This is a genomic window from uncultured Selenomonas sp., assembly GCF_963528755.1.
In the GTDB taxonomy this organism is placed as follows: Bacteria; Bacillota; Negativicutes; order Selenomonadales; family Selenomonadaceae; genus Selenomonas.
This window is the reverse complement of the sequence record NZ_CAURXA010000002.1, coordinates 249783-273954: the sequence shown is the minus strand read 5'-3', so window position 1 is coordinate 273954 and position 24172 is coordinate 249783. Positions and strand designations below refer to the sequence as shown.

Sequence of the window (24172 nt, the reverse complement as noted above, 5' to 3'; positions counted from 1 at the left end):
CGCATGAAAAAATCGTATGTGCTCTTCGGACTCATCGCCCTCTTCGTCCTCTATGCGGGCTGGGCGTTCGCCGACAGCATCACGCCCTATGTCGACATCGCCGAGGCGCGGTCGGCGCACGGCTCCGTGCAGGTCAAGGGGCTTCTCGATCCGGATGCTCCGGCACCCGCACAGAAGGGGAAGGATTTCGTCTTCGGACTCGTCGATGAATCGGGAGAAAAGATGGAAGTGCATTATCACGGCACGGAGCCTGACCAATTCCGCTCGGCGCATCACATCGTTGCCGTCGGCTCGTACAAGGACGGCGCGTTCGAGGCGGATCGGCTGCTCATCAAGTGTCCGTCGAAGTATGAAAAGATGAAAGGCGGTTCATTATGACAGCCGGCACGGCATTCCTCGTACTCTCGCTCATCTTCGCACTGGCGGCAGCATTTTCATGGATGCGCGGAAAGGCGGCAACGGGCAAGGCGCTCGCACTCGCCTCCTTCTTCGCGGCGGCCTTGGCGAGCGCATGGCTCTTCTGGCTGATTCTGCACGATCGCTTCGACATCGACTATGTGTGGAGCTATTCCTCGCTCGATCTGCCGCTCGTCTACAAGGTTTCTGCCTTCTGGGCAGGGCAGCAAGGCTCATTCCTCTTGTGGCTTTTCTTCCATGCGGCGGCGGGCGCGGCGCTTGCCCTTCGCGCACGGCTCGGGAATGCAGGTCAGGCCGTGTTCTTCTTTCTGCAGGCTCTTTTGGCGGCGCTCGTCCTCTTCTACAGTCCGTTTGCTGTGACGGAGGGCTATACGCCTGCTGACGGTGCGGGAATGAATCCGCTCCTGCAAGACCCATGGATGGCAATTCATCCGCCGCTCGTGTTCTTTGGCTACGCGCTGCTCGCCGTGCCGTATGCGGCGTCCTTGGGGGCGCTGCTGTCTGAAAAGGCGGACAGCACGGCGTGGCTCGCGCTTGCGCGAAGCTGGGCGCTCGCTGCATGGGCGCTCCTCGGCGCGGGTATCTTCGTCGGCGCTTTCTGGGCGTACAAGGTGCTCGGCTGGGGTGGTTGGTGGGGCTGGGATCCCGTGGAGAACTCTTCGCTCGTGCCGTGGCTCGCGGCGGGCGTCCTCGTCCACCTGCTCTCTGCCGCTCGCGTGCGCCCGACGAATCTCGCACTCGCTCACCTTTCTGCTATCTTCTCCTATGCGCTTGCGCTCTACGGCACGTTCCTCGCGCGAAGCGGCCTTTTGGGCGACTTCTCCGTGCATTCTTTCAGCGGCACGGGCGTCGGCCTCTGGCTCGTCGCCGTCGATGCGATCGTAGCGCTGGCGGGGCTTTCGCTTCTCGTCTGGCGTGCGGGAAAGTTCCCCAAAGGCTCTCCGTACCCGGTGCATCGAAGCCGCGAATTCTTCCTCTTGCTCGGCTGTCTTGCCCTGACCTTTCTCGCCATCATCGTATTCATCGGCATGTCGATGCCGCTTCTCACAGGGCTTGGCGGCGATTCCGCCGCCGTCGACACGGGCTTCTACGTCAAGACGAGCCTGCCGCTCGCCATCTGTATGCTGCTTGCGATGGCAGTTGGCTCCTTGCTGCACTATGGCGAGGGTCAGGCATCGCTGCCAAAGGCTCTCATCGGTGCTATATTCGCGGGTGCGGCGGCGGCAGGACTCGCAGGCGTCCGAGAAGTCTCCTCGCTCGTCCTCGCGGGCGCTGCGGCTGCCGCCGTCTTCGCGAGTGTTCTCGCCTGGCGCGGCGGTGCACTTCGCCTTGCCGCAGCCGTCGCACACGCGGGCGCGGCTCTGGCTCTTTTTACGATAGCGCTCGCCGCGGCGGGAACGAGCACGACGCTTGAGTTTGTGCCGGATGAGCCGCAGTCCTTCGGCAGAAACTCGATTCTCTACGAGGGCATGGATCTTTCTGAAAGCCGCAGGGAGAAGGAGTATGTGTTCCGCGTCGACGGCGAGGAAGTGCGCGCCTTGACGAAACTCAGTGCGAGCGGCGAGGATGCGGCGAGAGAGCCTGCTATCGCGCACGGCGCGGCGGGCGACATCTACATTGCTCCCTCGCCTGCTGCCGTCGGTCACGAGATCGTGCTGCAGCGCGGCAAGGCCATTTTGGAGGGGGATGTAGCCTACCGTCTGGAGCATGTCATAGAAGAAGAGCCCGATGATGAGGGCCGCCGCCTCTTTCTCGCGGACATCGCCGTCACTGACGGCGAGACCGTCGACCTCGCCGAAGTCAGTTTGACGGCTGCAGGCATGAAGGCGGCGACGGAATCCTTTGCCGTTCTCAATGGCAAGAGGCGATTGCGCCTCTTGGGCATCTCCGAGGACAAGAAGAGCATCATGCTGCAAATACTGCCGGCAATCGAGGAGGAAGCACGGCTGCCGCTGACGGCGTCCGTCAGCAACAAGCCACTGCTCTGGCTTCTGTGGCTCGGTGCGGCATTCACCTTTTTCGGCACATCGTGCGCCCTAAGGAGGAGATGCTAGGCATATATTTTTGAGGAGACGAACCCCTTTGTTTATGGAAAGGAGGGAAGGGGATTGGAAGCAAAGGAATTCTTTCAGAAGAACACGCTGAAGTGCATCATCGGAGGCTTCGCCGCAGGCGTCATCTTTTCCGTCTGCACTTCGGCGGGGCTGTCGTTTTCCGGCTCTCCCACATTTTGTGGACAGTGCCATGCGATGAAGATGGAGAAGGCGACGTTCATGGAATCGTCGCACCGGGAGCGCGAGTGCGTGGACTGCCACCTGCCGCACGACAGCATGACGGCGTACTTCGTCGAGAAGGGACGAAGCGGCATGATCGACGTTTACCACGAGCTGAAGCGCGACTATCCTGCCAAGATCCGCATCTCGGAAGACGCAGAAAAGATCGTGAACGGCAACTGCCTGCGCTGCCACAGCGCGACGATGGCAGTCGTCCACGCAGGTCCGATGGACGCCAATACCGATTGCCTGAAGTGCCACAGGAGCGTGGCACATGGCTCCAATCACCTGGAAGGAGGGATCAAAGTTGAGTAAGCTGCAAAAGTGTTTGCTGGGCGTCATCGTCGTCTGCGTTGCGTTCTTCGGTTTCGTCATCGTGCGCATCGGCATCGCCCAGCCATCGAGTTCCGTCAAGCTCGCTCAGATACCGACGGAGAACAATGCCCATCTCGGCATGGAAGCCTTCAAGGAGGCATATCCGCTCGAATACGAATCGTATCAGATGACGGCGAGCGATTCGCCGACCCCGACGGGCTACGGCAGTTCTGGCGTCCATTCGAGGCTCATGGACGAACCCGAGATGATCGAAAACTGGAAGGGCTATGCCTTTTCCCTGCAGTATGACGATGACCGCGGCCATGTCTACGCGCTTGAGGACGTCAAGAACTCGCTGCGCACGACCAAGGTCAATCAGTCGGGCTCTTGCATCACCTGTAAGAGCGCCTATACGAAAGACGTTTTTTTCGACACGATGGGCTGGGACTACACGCTGAAGGATTTCAAGGAGCTTGCCGATCAAGTGCCGAACGACGCTTCGATCGCCTGCGCGACGTGCCACGACGTCAAGACGATGAAGCTGCGTCTCGTCATTCCTGCGCAGATCGAAGATCTTGAGCGCAACTGGGGCAAGACATGGGACGAGCTCAGCGACAACGACAAGCGCGCCCTCGTCTGCGGCCAGTGCCATACGGAGTATTACTTCGAGCAGGGCAAGAAGGGCCGCGTCGTGTTCCCGCGCGACAACGGCTACACGGCGGAGCAGATGTACGAGTACTACAAGCGCACCGATCTGCCGGGCGGCTTCAAGGGCGACTGGAAGCATCCCGACTCGGGCGCGATGATGCTCAAGGCGCAGCATCCCGACTACGACGTCTGGAAGACGAGCGTCCATGCGGATGCGGGCGTCACCTGCATCGACTGCCACATGCCGTACATGCGCAAGAACGGGCAGAAGTACACGTCGCACTATATTTCCAGCCCGTTGAAGTACGTCGAGGACGCATGCCTCAAGTGCCACGATGAAAGCAAGGAAGTGCTCATCGCACGCGTCAAGACGATCCACGACAACACCTTCAAGCTGCAGAGGACGGCGGGCATCACGTGCGCCAAGGCGCATCTCGCCATCAAGGCGGCGGCAGAAGCCGGCGCGACGGACGAGCAGCTCGCTCCCGCGCGTGAGCTGATTCGCGAAGCGCAGTGGTATTGGGACTACGTCGAAGCCGAAAACGGCGTCGGCTTCCACAATCCCGACCAGTGCATGAGAACGCTCGGCCTCTCGATCGACCGCGCACATCAGGCGATCGAGGCCGCAAATGCCGCCACGCGCGGCGCGTTCCCGATGGATAATCTGCCGGACAAGCCGTTTGATCATCTCTGAGCGACGGTTTTGTCAAACGAAGATAAGGTGGAATAAGAGCAACTTGCTACTCAAAGACGCCCGTGCATGTGCCTTGCTTGGTGTATGCACGGGCGTTTTCCTTGTGTGTCGAAAAATATGATTTTGTGAAATCCCTCCTTAAAAATTAAAATTCGCCGAGTTTTAATTTTTAAGGGGGATTTTTTAATATAATGGCGAAGTGTATATCTATATAAATCTACGCAGCGATTCACATGGAAATGCCAAAGGAGATGGGGATAGTGAAGCGAAAGGATCAAAGGATTGCACGCGCCATCTTGGCCAGTCTCGCCGCAGGCTCTATGACAGGTGTGCTGGGGACAGGCGATGCTTCGGCGATGACACTCGATGAATACAAGCAGGCGTTGGCAGAGGGTAAGGTTCTGGTTGATTATCGGGAAACGAATGATGAAGGAAAACCCAAACGAGTAACCATAGGTGAGCTTAACCAAAAGGACATAAAACAGGCTAGAGTTGTCGGTCAGGCTTGGATTTCCGTAGATTTGCAAGGTGGCGACAAAGCGAATGCTATGGAACTTAGGACGAGCGGCGAGCATATCGATGCTGATGGAAATGTGACCGTTGCCAAAGAGGGCGGCGAAATGACATTCAGCTTCGGTGCCGACTATGAGAAAATTGCTGCGAAAGATCCAAACGGCCTTAAAGACACGGATGCTATCGCTGACATGCGGAATGTGACATTCAAGTCGGACGACGGAGCGTTCCATCTCTATAACGGTACAGTCATCGCCCGCCCGGAAAATATCTATGGACACAGCGGCAGCGGATTTGACATTGGGACTTTCATTGAGGGAAATTCCGGTGAAAAAGGCACGGCGCTAGAAAGAACCCATCCCACGTTGAAGCTTGAAGCCGGGGCGGATTCGCATTTCAATACTGAGTGGCGAGATGAAGTTGGCAATACATATCACGGAAGCAATTTCATCCATTTAAATAAGAATGGCACGCTTGAGACCCCGTCTGCTCTGATTTTTCGAAAGGGTCTTGGCGAGGACGGTCTTGAAGAAAATCCTGATGCGATGCGCGACGATGCCAGAAAGGCAATCCGGTTTAACGGCGGAACGCTAGCTCTTAGTGACGCACGCTACAATGAGAACTATCTCCTCAATGCCACTGATTTGTTGAAAGATCAGCCTGTCACACTGCGCATGGGGGTGGGGGCAACGAAAAGCGTGATCAATGTGCCGACAGGAAAGCACGAGCATTTTACCGCCGCAGCCATCAAGGAAAAGGGCATCTTAAAAGTACGTGACGTCGGACAGGGTTGGACAACAATCGATCTCAAAAACGGCGATAAGCTGAACCGCTTGGAACTTATGGTCGCGGAAGGCGACGGGCCGGATGGCAGAGAGGGAGGCGCTGTTACGCTTCACTTCGGTTCGCCTGATTGGAGCAAGGGGCCAGATGCCATCAAAGAGACAGTGAAGGATATGGATGATACTGCTGATTTCTCCAATGTGACGTTTAATACCAATCGCGGCGACATCAATCTTCTCAACGGCACGATTGAGGCACAGGCGAAAAACTTCAAGAGCGGTAAGGGTAGATTCAATGTCATGTTCCATCCTGAGGATGCCCATGCATATGAGGGACTGCAAACACATGCTACGCTGCGTCTTGTTGGCGATTCGGATTTTCCGAAAAAAGCAACGGAAGATGGTGCGCCTGTTCAGCTGAACCCCAACGGCACACTTCGGGGAAAATCCAAGCTCTTTTTCACGAAGGGGTTGATCGCAACAGGCACGAATGAAAACCCCGAAGGTCTGCGTAAAAACTTTACCGACAACGTCATGATCAATGGCGGCAGACTTGTGCTCGACGATGGTTTCTACAATGATGCATATCTTGAAAAAGCAAAGGGGCTTATCCAAGCGCAGAATTCGAATGCAACTGTAGAGATGTGGAACGGCGCGAGGAAGACATTGCAGTATGCACAGTGGGTCGATGCGCTGGGGATGGGTGCCGATGCCGAGTCTTCTGCCGCACGTACGACAGAGCAGAACATCACGACGACGGCGGGCAAGATCCACAATATCCAAACCATCGATTTTGAAGAAGGCGCGGGCGGGGAAAAGACGCATAAAGTTACCGTCACGAACGGCACGACATTGAATCTCGGCTACAAAGATGCCAGCGGTGATTTCATTACGGTCAACGGCGAGGTCCCGTCGGATGAAACGGCAAAGAAAGTATCCGTCGTCGTGGAAAAGGGCGGTGAGCTGCAACTTGGACGCGGTGACAAATCGCTCATCGGTAATACGAATGCCGATATCTCGCTCGCTGCCAGTGAAGCGGGCATAGGTGCTTCGAAGGCGAAATTGAAAGTTGTGAGTGGGCAGCAAACAGTGCGCTCTGTTCAAGCGAAGGAAAATACGAGTGTGACAGTTGACAAAGATGCACTGCTCAAGGTGAAAAACGGCATTACGCTGGAAAAGAATGCTACGCTCGATATCGAAGGAAGCATATACGATACTGTAGTCAATGCCGATGATGGTGTAAAAATCAATATTGGTAATAATGATAACGCTGGTAAACTGCTCCTCGCTCAAGGATCAAAGCTTACGAATGCCGATGTATTCCTCGACCCGAATTGGATTAATAATGTGCCAAACCATATCGAAAATGCTTCCAAATTCGTCAATCCAAGTGCTGAGCTTGACTACCGTCTGACCGTTGGACGCAACTCTGTAGCTTCGCTCGGTGCTGACAATGAAACAGTCGCTGAAGAGGCTTTCGAGAAGTCAGGAAAAACGTGGGGTGAACAAGGGATTACGGCGGCACTCTACCTCGGTAAGCATCTCAAGATCAATGCGACGGGCGGTGTCAAAGTCGACGGCTCCCTTGCGACAGGCACTGCTTTGGCTGACCTCGCGACAGCGGGAAATATCACGTTCAAGGCAAAGTCGCTCTTGATCGCCGATGCCGCTGCGTTTACAGGTCCTTCCAACTCACTTGCCACTGGCACGGAAACGACGACCATATCCGTCGATCCGACTTCGCGCTTGCAGCTGACGGGTATACTCACACCGGGAATCGCGTACAATATTATCAACGGTACTACGATCAAAAATGCTGATCCAACAGTAAATAACTGGTTGACGAAGCCACGTGAGGAGAATGTCATCCTGCCGAAGAATTATCGTTTCAGCACAGAAGCAGCCGATGCGGATAAGTTGGTTTTCCGGCGCGTGGCTGCTGTCGAGGCAATGCCGCAGGGTAATCGTGCTGTTACTAATATCGTTGATGCCGTATCGGCGGTTACATCGAGCACAAGCCCTTACTATGCTGGCGCCAGAAAATTTGTCTCGGTTGCCACCAATCCTCGCTACTCTGATGTAGTCGCCAATGCAGGTGTGCAGCCTGCCGAGGCGGCAGGTGTTTCCTATATGGCGACGCGTTCTGTCTTCGATCTTGCCTCAGATGCCCAGCAGCGCCTGTCCTTCCTCAATGCGGACGATAAAATAGTTCCGCAGAGTTTATGGGTCAAATATGGACATAGTCACGTTAACGTCGATGGACTTAATCTTGAGGGCATGGATGCCAATTTTGATGGTAATACAAACAGTATCACGATTGGTTACGATTTTGCAGGAAAGAATAAGCTACGCGGCGGAATTGCGGCGAGCTATGTGAAAGGTTCGACCTCAGGCCGAGTGGAGAATAATGATTTGCGCATGGGCGGTGTACATGCTTATGCAGGCCTGCGAAACGGCAACAACAACCTCCTGTTCGATATCGGCGCTTACAAGGCGACGAACGAGGTGGATGGCTTCATTTCTGCCGATGCTGATCTCGATCTCTTCACGCTCGGTGTCACGCATGAAACGCGTATTGCAAGCGGAAATCAGGTGATCATCCCGCACATCGGTCTGCGCTGGACAAACGTTGATATGGGAGCTTATGACGGTTATTGCGATGGTCAGATGGCACTCCGTTATGAGCCAGGTCGCAAGAGCCTCGTGACGCTTCCCGTGGGTGTCGGTATTCAAAGTGTTTCCAAGTCGAAAGACTGGACGCACAAGTTCTACGCCGACCTTTCCTACATCGCCGCTCTCGGTGGCACGGAAGCTGATATGCGCGTATCTGTTCCGGGTGTTGACGGCGCATCGGGCGTTGTTCACTATGATATCCATGACCAATCGACGATCGCCGGCAGTATCGGTGTGAATGCTGAAAGCAAGACGATGTCATGGGGAATCGGCTACCAATATCGCCACAGTGACGATTCCGACAGTCATAATCTCATGGCACAGTTGAATTTCCGTTTCTAGGAAGATAGGATAGAAGAGGCGATACATGAATCGATTTGATATATGTGTCGTCTCTTTCTCTTGTATGGACATAGATGTTGTTAACTTTTATAAAACCTATTGACAAAGTATGATATTATGCTATAATAAGCCTAACCTACGAATCAGGTATGTTTTCTTGTATTGCGGGCAAGCCCGAGGAAAGAGGAGATTTTGATGAGCGACGAGAGAAAGTATAAGTTTGAAACCCTGCAGCTCCATGTCGGGCAGGAGGAAGCTGATCCGGCGACGGATTCGCGCGCTGTGCCGATCTACCAGACGACGTCGTATGTGTTCCGCAATTCGCAGCATGCGGCGGATCGTTTCAGCTTGAAGGATGCGGGCAATGTCTACGGCAGACTCATGAACCCGACGCAGGATGTGCTCGAAAAGCGCGTGGCGGCGCTTGAGGGCGGCGTTGCGGCGCTCGCCTTTGCCTCGGGTGCAGCGGCCGTGACGACAGCGCTGCAGGGACTCGTTCATGCGGGGCAGCACATCGTCGCCGAGACGACGATCTATGGCGGCACCTACAATCTTCTTGCGCACACCTTCCCTGATTTCGGCATTGAGACTACGTTTGTCGATCCGGCAGGCGGCGCGGCGGCCTTCGAGGCGGCAATTCGGGAAAATACGCAGGTCATCTACATCGAGTCCATCGGCAATCCGAACGCGAACCTCGTCGACATCGAGGCGGTCGCCGCCGTCGCGCACAAGCACGGCATTCCGCTCGTCGTCGATTCGACGTTTGCGACGCCGTATCAACTGCGTCCCATCGAGCACGGCGCGGACATCGTCGTCCATTCGGCGACGAAGTTCATCGGCGGTCACGGCACGACGCTCGGCGGCATCGTCGTCGATAGCGGCAAGTTCGACTGGGCGACATCGGGGCGCTTCCCGTGGCTCGTCGAGCCGAACGCGAGCTACCATGGCCTTTCCTTTGCGAAGGACGTCGGCGCCGCCGCTTTCGTCGTTTATTTGCGTGCGCTCCTTCTGCGTGACACGGGCGCGACGATCTCGCCGTTCAATGCGTTCCTCCTGCTGCAGGGCGTTGAGACGCTTTCCTTGCGCGTTGAGCGCCATGTGGAGAACGCCTTGAAGGTTGTCGATTATCTCGCGAAACATCCTCAGGTCGAGAAGGTCAACCATCCCTCGCTCGCCTCGCATCCCGATCATGTGCTCTACGAACGCTACTTCCCACAGGGCGGAATCTCCATCTTCACCTTCGAGGTCAAGGGCGGCGGCAAGGCGGCGCAGAAGTTCATCGACCATCTCAAGGTATTCAGCCTGCTTGCCAATGTTGCCGACGTGAAGTCGCTTGTCATCCATCCGGCGAGCACGACGCACTCCCAGATGAATGAGGAGGAATTGAAAAAGAGCGGCATCGCGCCTGGTACGATCCGCCTTTCCATCGGTACGGAGCATATTGACGACATTCTCTACGATTTGGAGCAGGCATTTAAGGCACTCTGATGAAAAGGAAATACGGCAGGGGCTTTTGCGAAGCCTCTGCCGTATTTTTTTGCAGTGCGTTTTCAACGCTGCAGCGCTCTGACCTTGGCGATCATGGCGTCACGCTTCTTCCTCTCTTCGCGCGCGCGCGCGACTGCCCGCGCCTTGAAGGCGGCGAGTTCCTCTTCATCCACCATCTCTACAGCGCCTTCCGTGCGGCGGCACGCGATGTAGAGGAGTGTGATCGTCAGCGCCGTTGCCGTGATCGCGATGAAGGAATGCGGATATCCCGTCGCTTCGACGAAGCGCGGCCCCAAGATCCAGAGGACGGCAACGGGCAGCCATGCGGCGAGCATCGTGAAGGCGAAGCCCAGCACGAACGTGTTCTTCATCTTCCCTGAGGAAAGCACGCGGATGGAATAGCCAAAATGGTGCAGCACCGCCATGACGACGTACTGACCGACGAAAAAACCGATGATCGATATGACGACCCAAGCGGCCTGTGGTATCTCTCCCATGACAAAAGCCTCCCTGCATTATCTAATCGTCTTTTATTATACCATAAGAATTGAATTTTCCCAAGGGCAGGAAAAAACTTTCCGTGTGCCGTTTGATTTTCTCTTCGATGATTTATGATATAATGAAAAAGCAGTTTTTTGTTTCTGTATACGGAGGGAGGCATTTACAATGAAATTTGCGATGTTCGGCGCGGGCGGCACGGGCGGAGTGCTCGGCGGCTATCTTGCACTCGCGGGGCACGATGTGACGCTGATTGCACGCGGCAGGCACTTGGAGGCTCTTCAGAAGAACGGTCTGACGATCGAGTCGGCGCACCGAGGTACGCTCCAGATCAAGAACGTGAAGGCGCAGACGGCGGAGGCTTACGACGAGACACCCGATGTGCTCTTCGTTTGCTGCAAGTACTACGCGCTTCCCGACGCCATCGCCTTCGCGAAGCGTGCGGCAGGCCCGGATACGCTCATCATCCCGATCTTGAACGTCTTCGGCACGGGCGAGGTCATGCAGAGGGAGTTGCCGGGGCTGACCGTGCTCGACGGCTGCATTTACATCTTCGGCAATCTGAAGGCGCCGGGCGTATTGGAACAGCCGCAGAAGATTCTGCGCGTGATCTTCGGCTTCCGTCCCGATCAGGACAAGCGTTTGGAGGAGAAGGCGAAGGCACTCGAAAAGCTTCTGCAGGGTGCCGACATTCGCGGGCACTACAGCCTCGACATCCGCCGCGACGCGCTGACGAAGTTCGGCTTCGTCTCGCCGATGGGCGCGGCAGGGCTTTATCACGATGCGACGAGCGAGGCGTTTCAGAAGGAAGGCGCGGTGCGCGACACGTATCTCGGCCTGATCCGTGAGGTCGAGGCGCTCGGCAAGGCGATGGGGATTGTCTTCGAGAAAGACCTCGTGGCGACGGGCATCGCCTTCATCGATGCGTTCGAGCCAGGACTCAAGACGAGCATGCAGCGCGATGTGGAAAAGGGCGGGCTTTCCGAGTTCGACGGACTCGTGAACCGCATCGTTGCTCTTGGTGAACGTTATCATGTGCCCGTGCCGCTCTACAAGAAGATCAGCGACTGGGGCAAGGCGAAGGGCATCAAATGAAATGGGACGGGAAATCATGAAAATCATCGTGGCGATTGATTCTTTCAAGGGAAGTCTTTCCTCTCTTACGGCGGGCGAGACGGCAGCGCAGGCGGCACGCGAGGTGTTTCCCGAGGCCGATGTGGAGGTCTTTCCGCTGGCGGACGGCGGCGAGGGCACGGTCGATGCGCTTGTCGAGGGACTTTCAGGCGAGATCGTGCATCTCGCCGTCACGGGTCCTTTGGAAAAGCCCGTCGAGAGCCGCTTCGGCTTCCTGCCCGAGTTGCATACGGCGGTCATCGAAATGGCGGATGCGGCAGGATTGCCGCTCGTGCCCGAAGGCGAGCGCGATCCGCGCCGCACGACGACGTACGGACTCGGCGAGCTCATGCTCGCCGCCATCGATCGCGGCTGCCGTGACTTCATCATCGGCATCGGCGGCAGTGCGACGAACGACTGCGGACTCGGCATGCTCACGGCGCTCGGCGCACGCTTTTTCGATGCGGCGGGAAAGGCTGTGGGAAGGACGGGCGGCGATGTCGCCGCCGTGCGGCGCATCGACCTTGCGGGGCTTCATCCTGCGCTCAAGGAGTGCCGTATCCACGTCGCCTGCGACGTGACGAATCCGCTCTATGGCCCTTTGGGCTGCTCGCATGTCTACGGCCCGCAGAAAGGAGCGACGCCTGAGGTCGTCGAGGAGATGGATGCGGCGATCCGGGATTTCGCCGGATTGGCGGAAAGGGAACTTGGTATCGAGGGTGCACAGGTGCCCGGCGCGGGAGCGGCGGGCGGGCTCGGCTTTGCTTTTCACTCGTTTCTCAAGGCGGAGTTGAAGCCCGGTATCACGCTCGTGCTCGACGCTTTGGGCATAGAGAAGGCGCTCGCGGACGCAGACATCCTCCTGACGGGAGAGGGGCGCATGGATCGGCAGACCGCGATGGGAAAAGCGCCGGTCGGCGTCGCCAAGCTCGCCAAGGCGAAGAGTCCGAAACTCAAGGCGATTGCGCTGTGCGGCTGCGCCCTGCCCGATGCCGAGGCGGTGAACGAAGAAGGCATTGACGCCTACTTTCCGATTCTCCACATGCCGATGACGGTCGCAGAAGCGATGGAAGAAGAAACGGCGTGCCGCAATCTCAGGCAGACAGTGCGGCAGGCGCTTCTGCTCTATCGGGCGGCGCAAGGATAGCAAACCTCTTGGATATAAGAAAAGCCGCTGCGCGAGGCGCAGCGGCGAAGATTCTGGTGCTCATGGAGGGACTCGAACCCCCGACTTCCACCATGTGAGGGTGACACTCTAACCAACTGAGTTACATGAGCAGTATTGGGTTGAACATAAGATGTATTATACACGATTTTTCGTCCTTTGACTAGCCCTGAAAAGCAAAAAAATCGTTGTTATACACATTTTTTTGTGGATAAAAGAGGCGACTCTGTGGATAAACCTTGAAATGCGCTCAACCATTCGCTGGTTATCCACAGGGATTTGGGGGATTTTGTGGAGAATGTGCAAATTGGTCGTTTCTGCCTAAAGAAGGAAAAGAATAGTTATGGAGGTCTAATCGTTGGCTCAAAAATTTTATGCCGTACGTGCGGGACGTGCGACGGGAATCTTTCTTACGTGGGAGGACTGCCGCGCGCAGGTAGAAGGCTTTCGAGGCGCACGCTACAAGAGCTTTCCGACGGAGGAGAAGGCCCGCGCCTGGCTTACGGCGGCGCAGCCTTTGTCGGCGCTCTTCGATGAAGAAGAAGCCGCGCCGAGGCGCCGTGCGCCTGTGCGCAAAAAAAGCGCCGCAATGGGCGGCGCAGCGAATGAAGCGGCGGACGATGACAGCCTCTGCCATGTCTATACGGACGGCTCGTGCCTTCGGAATCCGAACGGGCCGGGCGGCTGGGCGGTCTGTATCGTGCGCCCGGGCGAGGAGATGGAGACGCTTTCGGGCGGCAATCCTTCGACGACGAATAACCGCATGGAGATGACGGCGGCAATCGAGGCGCTGCGTCATCTGCCCAAGCGAGAGCCGATCGTGCTGTCGACGGACAGCCAGTATCTGAAGAACGGCATCACGAAGTGGATCTTTAGCTGGAAACGGCGCGGCTGGAAAAAGGCGGACGGCACTCCCGTTCTCAATCAGGAGCTTTGGCAGGAACTTGATGGCCTGATTGCCGGGCGAAGCATCATTTTCCGCTGGGTCAAGGGTCATGCGGGGCATAAGTACAATGAGATCTGCGACATGTTGGCGAAGAAGGAAGCGCAGGCGTATAGCTAGCTTGGATGCAGCCTATCACCGTGCAAACTTGTCTTCCTACTGCCGTTCCAACGTCGATTCGCCATAATTGTTGACGGTCACGGAGCCTTTTATGAAGACGAGGGCGGCAAGCAGGAAGACCTCGTAGATTTCGAGGATGAAGGCGGCGGCGATGATTTCGAGGCCGAATGGTTCGCGTGCGAGGATGCGAGGGTCGCAGCCGAAGAACGCGAGGCAGCCGATGAAAGCGAGTGTGAGCGCGAGCGGTACGCCCGCGAGCCAGCCGCTTCTGCCGATGTCGTGCAGACGCTGTGTGACGATGCCGATGGGCAGGATGGCGGTTAGAGCGCAGGAGACCGATGTGCCGTAGCGAGCGACAAGATTGCCGAGGGGCTGCGGCAGGCGCTCCGCCGTCTCCAGTACGACGAAGACGAGCAGCGCGATGAAGAAGAGGAGGAAGAGCAGGCGCAGCAGGAAGCGCTTGCGGTTCATCCTGCCCTTGAGCTGGATCATGCGCAGGAAGAACGGATAGTCCTCCTTGGGGTGCTCCGCGATATGGGGGCGCAAATCAGCGGCGCTTTCGGGTGAGCCGGAAGCATTGCTCGAAAACTCTCCTTCGGCAAAGATCAGATAGACGTGCAGGAGGATGAGCAGGGCGAGCGCCGCGCCCCCATAGGGCAGGGCGCTCTTGAGCAGCAGATGATTAGGAGCGACGCCCAAAAGCGGCGGCAGATCGAGGAAGAGGAGCAGTACGCGTCCCTCTTCGGCAAGCGCGAGGATAATGAGCGGGCAGATGACGGCGATGAGCCATGTCGTATCGCCGTAGCCGAGGTCGTGCCAGCGCCGCATGGCCGCGCGTAAGAATACAAGCAGGAGCAGTGCGAGAGGCACGCTGATGAAGAGGATGGCGGCGAAAGCCGCCGCGAGCGAGATGTTTTCCGACGGCATGGGGCGGCCTGCGCCGAGCCAGGAGAGGACGGCAGCCGTCACACCCGTGACGAGCGCGGCAAGACCTGCCGCTGCGACGAGACTGCCGACGAGGTGCAGGACGAAAAGCTTCTGCCCCATGCGGCCTTCGGGCGAGAGCCATTTTTCGAAAAGTCCTTGCAGGAAGCCGCCGCGCGGCGGCGGCTTCTTTTCTTCTTCCAATTCAGCAGCCATCTCGCTGCGCGTTTCCTCGTCTGCGAGCAATTCCTGCAAGAGTTCGGCGGCACTCTGGCGCGGCCGCGCTTCGCCGCTCGGCAGCGTTCTTTCCTCGATGTCGTCTTTTGCTGCCTGTGTCTGTCTTTCTTCCGGTATTTCTGCCGTGTCAAGGCTGTTCGTGTCGGTTCGCCTGTCCAGCCTGTCCAGCCTGTCCAGCTCGTCTATGTCCTCAGAGCCATCACTGTCGTCTGTCGGTGGTTCTTTTGCTTTTTCCGAAGGGAGCAGCATTTCTTCGAGCGCCGCTTCACTCGAAAAGCTCTCGCGTCTCAGGCGTTCCAGGATGCTTTCCGTATCTTCTGCCGCTTTGCCTGTTTTTGCCATCGGTCATGTCTCTCCTTCGATTCATATCGTTCTCCTGCTTGATTTCTTCAAGATGCGGTCGTAGATGTAGCCTTCGCGTACGCCCGAGTCGCTGTAGGCGATGGCAGGAAGGGCGAAGCGTTCGGTGAGGAGACCGGCGATGACGAGGCCGGGCAGGAGCGTGTGCATGCGGTCGGGAACGGTGCGCATGAGATGCACGGCGTCATCTTCTGTGAGCGGGCAATCGCGCAGGAAGCGCGCGAGCAGCGCATCGATTGCCGCGCGTGTGATCGTCCGGCCGTCCGAGAGGGGAAAGAGCGCGGCAGAGAGCGCCGCCGCTCCCTTGAAAGTGCCGCCGATGCCGCAGGCGGGAAGCCCCTGGAGTCCTGTGAAATCTGCGGCGGAATCGAGGATGCGTGCGGCGTCCGTGCGCATCTTCGCGAGTTCCTCGCGGGACGGCAGGAGTTCTTTCGTGAATTTCGTGTGCAGGTAGAGAGAGCCGACGGGAAGGCTCGTCTTGCGCACGATTTTTTGCGCCTTGTAGTGAACCATCTCCGTGCTTGCACCGCCGATGTCGAAGAGCAGTCCTTCTTCAGCGGCAAGATCGTGCGTCGCGCCGATGAAGTCGAGTTCCGCTTCTTCCTCGCCGCGAATTACATAAATATCCAGTCCTGTGCGTGCTTTGATTTCCTCGATTGCCTCGCGGCTGTTCGCGGCGTTCCTCAGAGCGCCCGTTGTGAAAATCGAGACGTTCTCGATGTGCAGCGCCGCAAGGAACTTTTGGAAATCTTCGAGCGCGTAGACGAGCCGCTTGGTGCCGCGCTCTTCGAGCACGTTGTCGTGCATAAACGAGGCGAGTCCCACCGTCGTGTCCTTTTTCTTCATGATTTGCTCCACGGCGCTGTCCTTGATTTGGTAGACCGCCATGCGCACGGTATTGGAGCCGATGTCGATGATTGCGTGTATCATGGGAATCCTCCGTTACTTGCCGAAAAGGTCGAAGAGCTGCTTGCCGATGAGCACGGTCGTCACGGCGATGAAGAGCGGCCGTACGTAGGAACTTCCCTTCTTGATGGCGAGGTGTGCACCGCACCAGGCGCCGACGATCATGGATATGCCCATGGGGATGGCGTAGGTGAAATCGACGAGACCAAAGGAGGCGAAGAGCACGACGGCGGCGAGGTTGCTCGCAAAATTCAGTGCGCGCGCGTTTGCCGCCGCGCCGAGAAAGTCGAAGCCCACGAGCAGGAAGGCGAAGAGCATGAAGGAGCCTGTACCCGGCCCGAAGAAGCCGTCGTAGAAGCCGAAGGTGAAGGCGACGACGGCGGAGAGCAGGAGAACGCGGCGTGTCATGCCACGGTACTTGTTCTCGCGCCCCCAGTCGCGGCGGAATATGCTGTAGAGGAGCACGAGCACGAGCATGACGACGACGAGGGGGCGCAGGAAGTCGGGCGGCACCTGCCGCACGACGAGCACACCGACGGCGGAGCCGAGGAGCGTGATGGGAAAGAGCAGGCGGATGAGCTTCATATCGACCTTGCCGCTCTTGATGAAGGAGATGAAGCTAGTGCACGCGCCCATGACGGCAGCCGCCTTGTTCGTGCCGAGCACCTCTAGGAGCGGCAGCCCCGTCATCATCAGCGCAGGGATAGAGATCAGCCCACCGCCGCCGACGACAGCGTCGATGAACGCTGAAAAGAAGCCCATGATAGAGATGAAGAGCAGCATTTCCAAGCCCATGATTCAAGCCTCCTGAAAGGGAAATTCCGACGCAAACAGCCGACCTTCCCACTAATGTTGTATTTATATAGTACTATGAAAGTCCAAGAAGTCAAGCCCGAAGGGCGCAGACTGATTGGGTAACTTTCATTAAGGGCGGCGCACAATGTCCACAAAGTGGACGTTTGTGCGTGTAGTTTACTATGAAAGTCCAAGAAGTCAAGCCCGAAGGGCGCAGACTGATTGGGTAACTTTCATTAAGGGCGGCGCACAATGTCCACAAACCTCTGCCGCGGCAGGAATTTCCTGCTGCGCGGCGAATAATATCGCGTCAAGCATTGAACAACGCACGCGGAAAGCGAGGGGAAGCAAGTGACGGAAATCGTGGAAGAGAAGCTCAGGCTGCTGCCGGATTCGCCCGGCGTTTACATCATGAAGGACGCGAAAGGGCGCATCATCTACGTTGGCAAGGCCGTCGTCCTCAAGAACCGCGTGCGGCAGTACTTTCAGAGCGGCAAGCATCAAGCGCCGAAGGTGCGAGCTATGGTCGCGAAGATTGCCGACTTCGAGACGATTCTCACACATTCGGAGGTCGAGGCGCTGATCTTGGAATGCAACCTCATCAAGAAGCACCGCCCGCGCTACAACATCAGCCTCAAGGATGACAAGAGCTATCCATACCTCAAGGTCACGCTGGCCGACGAGTATCCGCGCGTCGTGGTCACGCGGCGCGTCACGAAGGATGGCTCGCGCTACTTCGGCCCCTATACGTCGGCGGGCGCGATGCACGAGAGCGTGAAGCTCCTGAAGAGACTCTTCCCGCTGCGCACATGCAAGAACATGAAGGTCGAGCGCCCATGCTTGGAGTATCACATCAAGCGCTGTCTTGCGCCGTGCTGCGAGCCGGTGGACAAGGAGGAGTACGGCGCGATGATCCGCGAGGTCTGCCTGTTCCTCGAAGGTCGGACGGAGCAGGTGGAGAAGGAACTTTCGCGCCGCATGACGGAGGCGGCGGAGGACTACGACTTCGAGCGGGCGGCGCGTCTGCGCGATCAGCTCGCCGCCGTGCGCAAGGTGGCGGAAAAGCAGAACATCGTGACGGGATCGGGCGACCAGGATGCCATCGGCATGGCGCGATCGGGGCTGGGCGCGGTCGTCATGGTCTTTCTCATACGTGCGGGCAAAATGGTCGGGCGCGAGCACTTTCTGCTCTCGGGCAGTGAGGAGGAGACGGACGAGGCGCTTCTTACGGCATTCTTGAAGCAGTACTACCATCGCGCGGCTTTCGTACCGCGCGAGATCCTGCTGCCGTTTCCCATCGAGGAGACGGAACTTTTGGAGGGTTGGCTCGCCGAGCGCAAAGGGGCGAAGGTGGCGCTCGCCGTACCGCAGCGCGGCACGAAGCACGACGTCGTCGAAATGGCTCGCTCCAACGCGGAAAAGTACATCGCGGATGAGGCCGCGCGCATCGAGCAGGCGAACGATCAGACGCTCGGCGCGGTTCGAGAGCTTGGTCGCTATCTCGGACTCAAGGAAGAGCCGATGCGCATGGAGTGCTTCGACATCTCGCACAATCAAGGCTCGGAGACGGTCGCCTCGATGGTCGTCTTCGAGGGCGGCTTGCCGAAGAAGTCCGACTATCGGCGCTTTAAGATCCGAAGCGCCGAGGGAAAGCCCGACGATTTCCTCTCGATGCGCGAGGTGACGGAGCGTCGCTACACCAAGCTCGCGGAAGATGAAATGCCCGACCTCATCATCATCGACGGCGGCAAGGGACAGCTTTCGTCCGCACTGGAAATCATTCGTGGCGCAGGCCACTTGACCGTGCCCGTCGTCGGGCTTGCCAAGCAGTTCGAGTACATCTTCACCGAGGGAAGTTCCGATCCTGTGATCCTGCCGCGCCGCAGCCAGGCGCTCTACCTCATCGAGCGTATTCGCGACGAGGCGCACCGCTTCGCCATCACCTACCACCGCAAACTGCGCGGCAAGCGCAATCTCGTCTCCGTACTCGACCATATCACGGGCATCGGCCCCAAGCGGCGTAAGGCGCTCTGGAATCACTTCGGCACGATCGCGAAGCTCAAGGCGGCGAGCGTCGAGGAGCTTGCCGCCGTCGACGGTATGACGCTTCCTGCAGCGGAAGCCGTGAAGAATTTCTTCCTCGCGCAGGCGAAGATGCTTGCGGGGGAGGAATAGTGCATATCACTGCGTTTCGAGTGATTTCTTTTTTGAAGACGTTGCGTAAAGAATCGCTGTTCTATATAATAGGGGAAAGAGTCAATCGAAGGAGGAGATCATACTTTTATGGATAGAGAAGAAGCTTTGGCAAATGCCTTAAAGCATATAGAGAAAGAATTTGGCAAAGGATCGATCATGCGCCTTGGCGAGGCGTCGGCAAACATGAACGTGGAGACGATTCCGACGGGCATTCTGCCGCTCGACGTCGCGCTCGGCGTCGGCGGTCTGCCGCGCGGGCGCATCGTCGAGGTTTATGGCCCTGAAAGCTCGGGCAAGACGACGGTCACCTTGCACATGATCGCTGAGGCGCAGAAGAATGGCGGCATCGCGGCATTCATTGATGCCGAGCACGCGCTCGATCCCGTCTATGCGAAGAAGCTCGGCGTCAATATCGACGAGCTTTTGATTTCGCAGCCCGATACGGGCGAGCAGGCGCTTGACATCGTTGACGCTCTCGTGCGCAGCGGCGCGATTGACATCATCGTCGTCGACTCCGTGGCGGCACTCGTGCCGAAGGCGGAGATCGACGGCGATATGGGCGATCAGGTCGTCGGCATGCACGCGCGTCTCATGAGCCGCGCCATGCGAAAGCTCACGGGATTCATCAGCAAGTCGCGCACGGTCGCCGTCTTCATCAACCAGATTCGTGAGAAGGTCGGTGTCATGTTCGGCAGCCCCGAGACGACGACGGGTGGCCGTGCCCTGAAGTTCTATTCGACCGTGCGCCTCGACGTGCGCAAGACGGACAAGATCATGCAGGGGCAGGAGATGATCGGCAACCGCACGAAGGTCCGGGTCGTCAAGAACAAGGTTGCGCCTCCTTTCAAGACGGCAGAGTTCGACATCATGTACGGCGAGGGCGTCTCGCGCGTCGGCACGGTGCTCGATATTGCGACAGACTTTGACATCATCGAAAAGAGCGGCTCGTGGTATTCCTATGACGGTTCGCGCCTCGGCCAGGGCAAGGAAAATGCGAAGAAGGCTCTGAAAGAAAAGCCCGAGCTGGCCGCCGAGATCGAGGAGAAGGTGCGCGCCAAGCTCATGGAGCAGGCGACGGCAGCAAAAGATGGGGAGGTAGAGCGTGTCCCCGACGACGAGAATGAGCGAGAAGCCACAGGAAAACAGCCGGAAGCGGCAGCGGACGAAGATTGAGAAGACGGCGCTGATGAAGGCGGTCGACCTCCTCGCGCGTGCTGAACACAGCACGGCGCACCTCGCGCGAAAGCTCGCACAGCGCGGCTATGAGGAGGAGGAAATCAAAGCGGCGCTCGCCACATTGACGGAGCGCGGCTATCTCGACGACGAGGAGGCGTGCCGCCACCAGTTTGCGTTTCTTTACGAAGAGAGTCGCCAGAGTGTGCGCCAGATCACGGCGAAGCTCATGCAGAAGGGCTTTCCCTCGGCGCTCGTCGCCGAATGCGTGCCGGACGATACCTTTGAGCGCGAGCGCTCTGCGGCGGGGCGATGCCTTGTCCTGCATTTCAAGAAAAATGCCGATGCGCAGAAAATGCTGCAGCATCTTTATCGGCGCGGCTTCTCGACTGCCGTCTGCCGCGCCGCCGTCGCTGATTTCACCGAAGAGGAAGAAGAATGAAGGAGGATTTGCCTTGCAGAAGGATAGCCATGAATTGATTGTCGTACTGGACTTTGGCGGTCAGTACAACCAACTGATTGCGCGCCGCGTGCGCGAGTGTAGCGTCTACTGCGAGGTGCATCCGCATACGCTCCCGCTGGAGAAGCTTCGTGCGCTCGCGCCAAGGGCGATCATCTTTACGGGCGGCCCCGAGAGCGTCTACAAGGAGGATTCTGCGACGTACAGCGAGGAAATTTTCTCCCTTGGCGTGCCCGTCCTCGGTATATGCTACGGTTCGCAGCTCATGGCACACAAACTCGGCGGCAAGGTTGAGACGGCGCCTGTCAGCGAGTACGGCAGGACGGAGCTTCAAGTTACGGACGGGGCGTCCGTGCTCTTCGCTGATGTACCGCAAAAGAGCGTCTGTTGGATGAGTCACACCGACTACATCGCCGAAGCGCCCAAAGGCTTTCGCGTGACGGCAAAGACAGCGAACTGCCCCGTCGCGGCGATGGAAGATGCGGCACGAAAGCTCTATGCCGTGCAGTTCCATCCCGAGGTCATGCACACGGAATACGGCACGAAGATCCTTGAAAACTTTGTGCGCCGCGTCGCGCTGTGCAAGGGCGATTGGCAGATGTCGTCCTTCGTCAAGACGACGGTTGAAGCTTTGCGCGAGAAGATCGGAGCGGGCAAGGCGCTCTGTGCACTTTCGGGCGGCGTCGACTCCTCCGTGGCGGCGGTCTTGCTTTCGAAGGCGATCGGCAAGCAGCTGACGTGCGTCTTCGTCGATCACGGCCTCCTCAGAAAGGACGAGGGCGACGAGGTCGAGGCCGTGTTCGGCGCGGACGGCCCGTACGATTTGAACTTTATCCGCGTCGATGCCAAGGAGCGTTTCTATGAAAAACTCAAGGGCGTGACCGAGCCGGAGAAGAAGCGCAAGATCATCGGCGAGGAATTCATCCGTGTCTTTGAAGCCGAAGCGAAGAAAATCGGCAAGGTCGATTTCCTCGTGCAGGGGACGATCTATCCCGATGTCATTGAGAGCGGTCTCGGCAAGTCCGCCGTCATCAAGAGCCACCACAATGTCGGCGGCCTGCCCGACTGCGTCGACTTCAAGGAGATCGTCGAGCCGCTGCGCCTCTTGTTCAAGGACGAGGTGCGAAAGGCTGGCCGCGAGCTTGGCATCCCCGAGCATCTCGTCAATCGCCAGCCGTTCCCCGGCCCCGGCCTCGGCATCCGCATCATCGGCGAGGTCACAGCGGAGAAGGTCAAGATTGTGCAGGAGGCCGATGCTATCTATCGCGAAGAGATCGCCAGAGCCGGCATCGACAAGACACTCGGTCAATACTTCGCCGCGCTCACGAACATGCGAAGCGTCGGCGTCATGGGCGACGGCAGGACGTACGACCATGCCATAGCGCTCAGAGCCGTCCTCACGAGCGACTTCATGACCGCTGAGAGCGCGCCTCTCCCTTGGGACGTCTTGCAGAAGGTCACGAGCCGCATCGTCAACGAGGTCAAGGGCGTCAACCGCGTGCTCTACGACTGCACAGGCAAGCCGCCGGGGACGATCGAGTTCGAGTAGTTTCCAAAAACCAGCAATCCCTTGAAATATAAGGGTTTGCTGGTTTTTGTTTTGCCCCGTGCCCCCCGTATGACCCCCGAAAATAATTTTAGGGAGAAGGCGGAGGAGGGGCGTCTGCATTTTTCTGCTTTGTCGGGAAGCTGATGGTTACATCCTTTTCCATGATGTCCAATGCTTCATCACGCTCTTGCGGATAAAGATGCGCGTAGGTGTGAAGTGATGTTGTATAAATAAAGTTGACAACTTCTTCGCAAGGAATAGATGTATAATGAACGATGAGAAGGAGAGGTCAAAATGGCAACAAACAAGCAATATGATCACGAGTTCAAAGTTCAAGCAGTAAAACTCGCCCAAGAAATCGGTCAGGCGAAGGCTGCTAGTGAATTGGGGATTTCAAAAAACACCATGTACACGTGGAGCCGTGCCCACCGTATGGGATATCTTGATCTTGGACACGGTACACAAACACCCACGAGCGCCATGTCCCTGCATGAAGAAATCACCCAGCTTCGTGCACAACTCAAAGCGCAGGATAAAGAGATTCGGCGGCTAAAGAAAGAGAACGACTTTCTGGAAGAAGCAAGCGCTTTTTTCGCCGCCAGCCGTCTGAAGTCAACAAAAACGAACGCATGAATTTCATCGCGATCAAGACCTCAGATGGCGCAATCAAAGGAAACATCAGCTTCTATTGCAAGATTCTCGATATCACGAGGCAGGGATTCTATCAGTACTTGTCAAACAAAGATCGTCCGTGGAAATATCAGGCGCTAGCCGATGCCATGATGCAGATTCATGCGGAGGATGAATGCAATGACACCTACGGAAGAATCCGCATGTGGCAAGCACTCAAAATCAAGCAGCCGGAAGGCGTCCATATCCCGAGCGGGCGAACGGTTTACCGCGTCATGGAAGAAATCGGACTTAGCCATCGCCCCAACCGAAAGCCGAACGGTATCACCAAAGCAGATCGAGCGGCACAAATGTCGGAAGATCTTCTGCGGCGCGATTTTCATGCCGATACGCCTCTTTCCAAATGCATTACGGACGTGACGGAAATCAAGGCATGTGATGGAAAACTCTATATTTCAGCGCTCTTCGATTGCTTTGACTCTGGTGTACTCGGTCTTTCCGTGGATACGAACATGAAAGCCCCCTTGTGTGTCAAGATGCTCGCTAACGCTATGCTTTCCTATCCGAAACTCAAAGGGGCAATTCTGCATTCCGATCGCGGCAGCCAATATACGAGTCAGTTATATCGAAAAGCTGTTCAAGACTACGGGATTCAGCAAAGCATGAACAGCGCTGGTGGTCGCTGTCATGACAACGCACGCTGTGAGAGCATGTGGGCTCGAATGAAGTCGGAACTGCTTTATGGTCGTTATGACACGCAAAAGGTGACGACGGAAGAATTGAAGGTGTTAATTTGGCGATATTTCATGAGCTATTGGAACAACCGCCGAATTTGTTCAAGAAATGGCGGACTTCCTCCGATGGTGAAACGCCAACAGTTCTATGATTCCCTGGACGTAGTTTCTTAAGATTTCATTTCCTTGTGGGGAATTTGTCAACTGATCTTGACAATATCATA

The 24172-nt window shown here is 57.2% G+C and carries 19 protein-coding genes and 1 tRNA gene; 15 read left to right on the top strand and 5 right to left on the bottom strand.

Going from position 1 to position 24172, the window contains the following annotated elements; genetic code table 11:
• The first annotated feature begins 3 nt into the window (after window positions 1-3).
• From RWS31_RS03470 to RWS31_RS03445, 6 genes are all read left to right on the top strand, one after another.
• Window positions 4-378, top strand: a complete 375-nt coding sequence (locus tag RWS31_RS03470; protein ID WP_264919672.1) for a cytochrome c maturation protein CcmE — start codon at window positions 4-6, stop codon at window positions 376-378.
• A complete protein-coding gene (gene ccsA / locus RWS31_RS03465) occupies window positions 375-2471 on the top strand; it encodes a cytochrome c biogenesis protein CcsA (RefSeq protein ID WP_314596128.1) in 2097 nt (698 codons plus the stop codon). The genes RWS31_RS03470 and ccsA overlap by 4 nt, the downstream gene beginning before the upstream one ends.
• Before the next feature lie 54 nt (window positions 2472-2525).
• Entirely contained in the window at window positions 2526-3005 is a 480-nt protein-coding gene (locus RWS31_RS03460; RefSeq protein WP_009645019.1) for a NapC/NirT family cytochrome c, read from the top strand.
• Window positions 2998-4347, top strand: a complete 1350-nt coding sequence (locus tag RWS31_RS03455) for an ammonia-forming cytochrome c nitrite reductase subunit c552 (RefSeq protein WP_314596125.1) — start codon at window positions 2998-3000, stop codon at window positions 4345-4347. The genes RWS31_RS03460 and RWS31_RS03455 overlap by 8 nt, the downstream gene beginning before the upstream one ends.
• A 260-nt stretch (window positions 4348-4607) precedes the next feature.
• Window positions 4608-8657 carry an autotransporter domain-containing protein gene (locus tag RWS31_RS03450; RefSeq protein WP_314596123.1) on the top strand — a complete coding sequence of 1350 codons (4050 nt, stop codon included), beginning with the start codon at window positions 4608-4610 and terminating at the stop codon, window positions 8655-8657.
• A gap of 195 nt (window positions 8658-8852) precedes the next feature.
• Complete coding sequence (locus RWS31_RS03445; RefSeq protein ID WP_314596121.1) at window positions 8853-10145, top strand: O-acetylhomoserine aminocarboxypropyltransferase/cysteine synthase family protein; 1293 nt, start codon at window positions 8853-8855, stop codon at window positions 10143-10145.
• A 62-nt stretch (window positions 10146-10207) separates the two neighbouring features.
• On the opposite strand, the gene RWS31_RS03440 is transcribed toward RWS31_RS03445, so the two are convergent.
• Window positions 10208-10642, bottom strand: a complete 435-nt coding sequence (locus RWS31_RS03440; RefSeq protein ID WP_009644940.1) for a hypothetical protein — start codon at window positions 10640-10642, stop codon at window positions 10208-10210.
• A 169-nt stretch (window positions 10643-10811) separates the two neighbouring features.
• On the opposite strand from RWS31_RS03440, the gene RWS31_RS03435 reads away from it, so the two are divergent.
• Window positions 10812-11738, top strand: coding sequence for a 2-dehydropantoate 2-reductase (locus tag RWS31_RS03435; RefSeq protein ID WP_314596118.1), 927 nt, complete (start codon window positions 10812-10814; stop codon window positions 11736-11738).
• Between the two features lie 16 nt (window positions 11739-11754).
• A complete protein-coding gene (locus RWS31_RS03430; RefSeq protein ID WP_314596116.1) occupies window positions 11755-12903 on the top strand; it encodes a glycerate kinase in 1149 nt (382 codons plus the stop codon).
• 54 nt (window positions 12904-12957) lie between these two features.
• Here the strand turns inward: RWS31_RS03430 and RWS31_RS03425 are convergent.
• Window positions 12958-13034 (bottom strand) — tRNA-Val (locus RWS31_RS03425).
• Window positions 13035-13279: 245 nt separating this feature from the next.
• Here RWS31_RS03425 and rnhA point away from each other — a divergent pair.
• Window positions 13280-13984: a ribonuclease HI gene (rnhA, locus tag RWS31_RS03420; protein ID WP_314596114.1), complete on the top strand. Its 705-nt coding sequence runs from the start codon at window positions 13280-13282 to the stop codon at window positions 13982-13984.
• A 36-nt stretch (window positions 13985-14020) separates the two neighbouring features.
• Here the strand turns inward: rnhA and RWS31_RS03415 are convergent, their stop codons facing one another.
• The 3 genes from RWS31_RS03415 to RWS31_RS03405 are packed head-to-tail and all read right to left on the bottom strand — an operon-like array spanning window position 14021 to window position 17206.
• Window positions 14021-15487: a DUF805 domain-containing protein gene (locus RWS31_RS03415; protein WP_314596112.1), complete on the bottom strand. Its 1467-nt coding sequence runs from the start codon at window positions 15485-15487 to the stop codon at window positions 14021-14023.
• 21 nt (window positions 15488-15508) lie between these two features.
• Window positions 15509-16435, bottom strand: a complete 927-nt coding sequence (locus RWS31_RS03410) for an exopolyphosphatase (protein WP_314596110.1) — start codon at window positions 16433-16435, stop codon at window positions 15509-15511.
• Between the two features lie 12 nt (window positions 16436-16447).
• Window positions 16448-17206, bottom strand: a complete 759-nt coding sequence (locus tag RWS31_RS03405) for a TSUP family transporter (protein ID WP_314596108.1) — start codon at window positions 17204-17206, stop codon at window positions 16448-16450.
• Between the two features lie 351 nt (window positions 17207-17557).
• Between RWS31_RS03405 and uvrC the strand changes: the two genes are divergently transcribed.
• From uvrC to RWS31_RS03375, 6 genes are all read left to right on the top strand, one after another.
• Window positions 17558-19381 (top strand): excinuclease ABC subunit UvrC, encoded by a 1824-nt coding sequence (gene uvrC, locus RWS31_RS03400; protein ID WP_314596106.1) that lies wholly within the window; start codon window positions 17558-17560, stop codon window positions 19379-19381.
• A 108-nt stretch (window positions 19382-19489) separates the two neighbouring features.
• Entirely contained in the window at window positions 19490-20575 is a 1086-nt protein-coding gene (gene recA, locus RWS31_RS03395; RefSeq protein WP_314596104.1) for a recombinase RecA, read from the top strand.
• Window positions 20505-21017: a regulatory protein RecX gene (locus RWS31_RS03390; RefSeq protein WP_399553733.1), complete on the top strand. Its 513-nt coding sequence runs from the start codon at window positions 20505-20507 to the stop codon at window positions 21015-21017. The genes recA and RWS31_RS03390 overlap by 71 nt, the downstream gene beginning before the upstream one ends.
• A 13-nt stretch (window positions 21018-21030) precedes the next feature.
• Entirely contained in the window at window positions 21031-22584 is a 1554-nt protein-coding gene (gene guaA / locus RWS31_RS03385; protein WP_314596102.1) for a glutamine-hydrolyzing GMP synthase, read from the top strand.
• Window positions 22585-22878: 294 nt separating this feature from the next.
• Window positions 22879-23217 carry a transposase gene (locus RWS31_RS03380; RefSeq protein ID WP_314596101.1) on the top strand — a complete coding sequence of 113 codons (339 nt, stop codon included), beginning with the start codon at window positions 22879-22881 and terminating at the stop codon, window positions 23215-23217.
• The gene (locus RWS31_RS03375; RefSeq protein ID WP_314595293.1) at window positions 23214-24122 is read left to right on the top strand and encodes an IS3 family transposase; all 909 of its coding nucleotides are present in this window, start codon (window positions 23214-23216) and stop codon (window positions 24120-24122) included. Before RWS31_RS03380 ends, RWS31_RS03375 begins: the two co-directional genes overlap by 4 nt.
• Window positions 24123-24172: the final 50 nt, after the last annotated feature.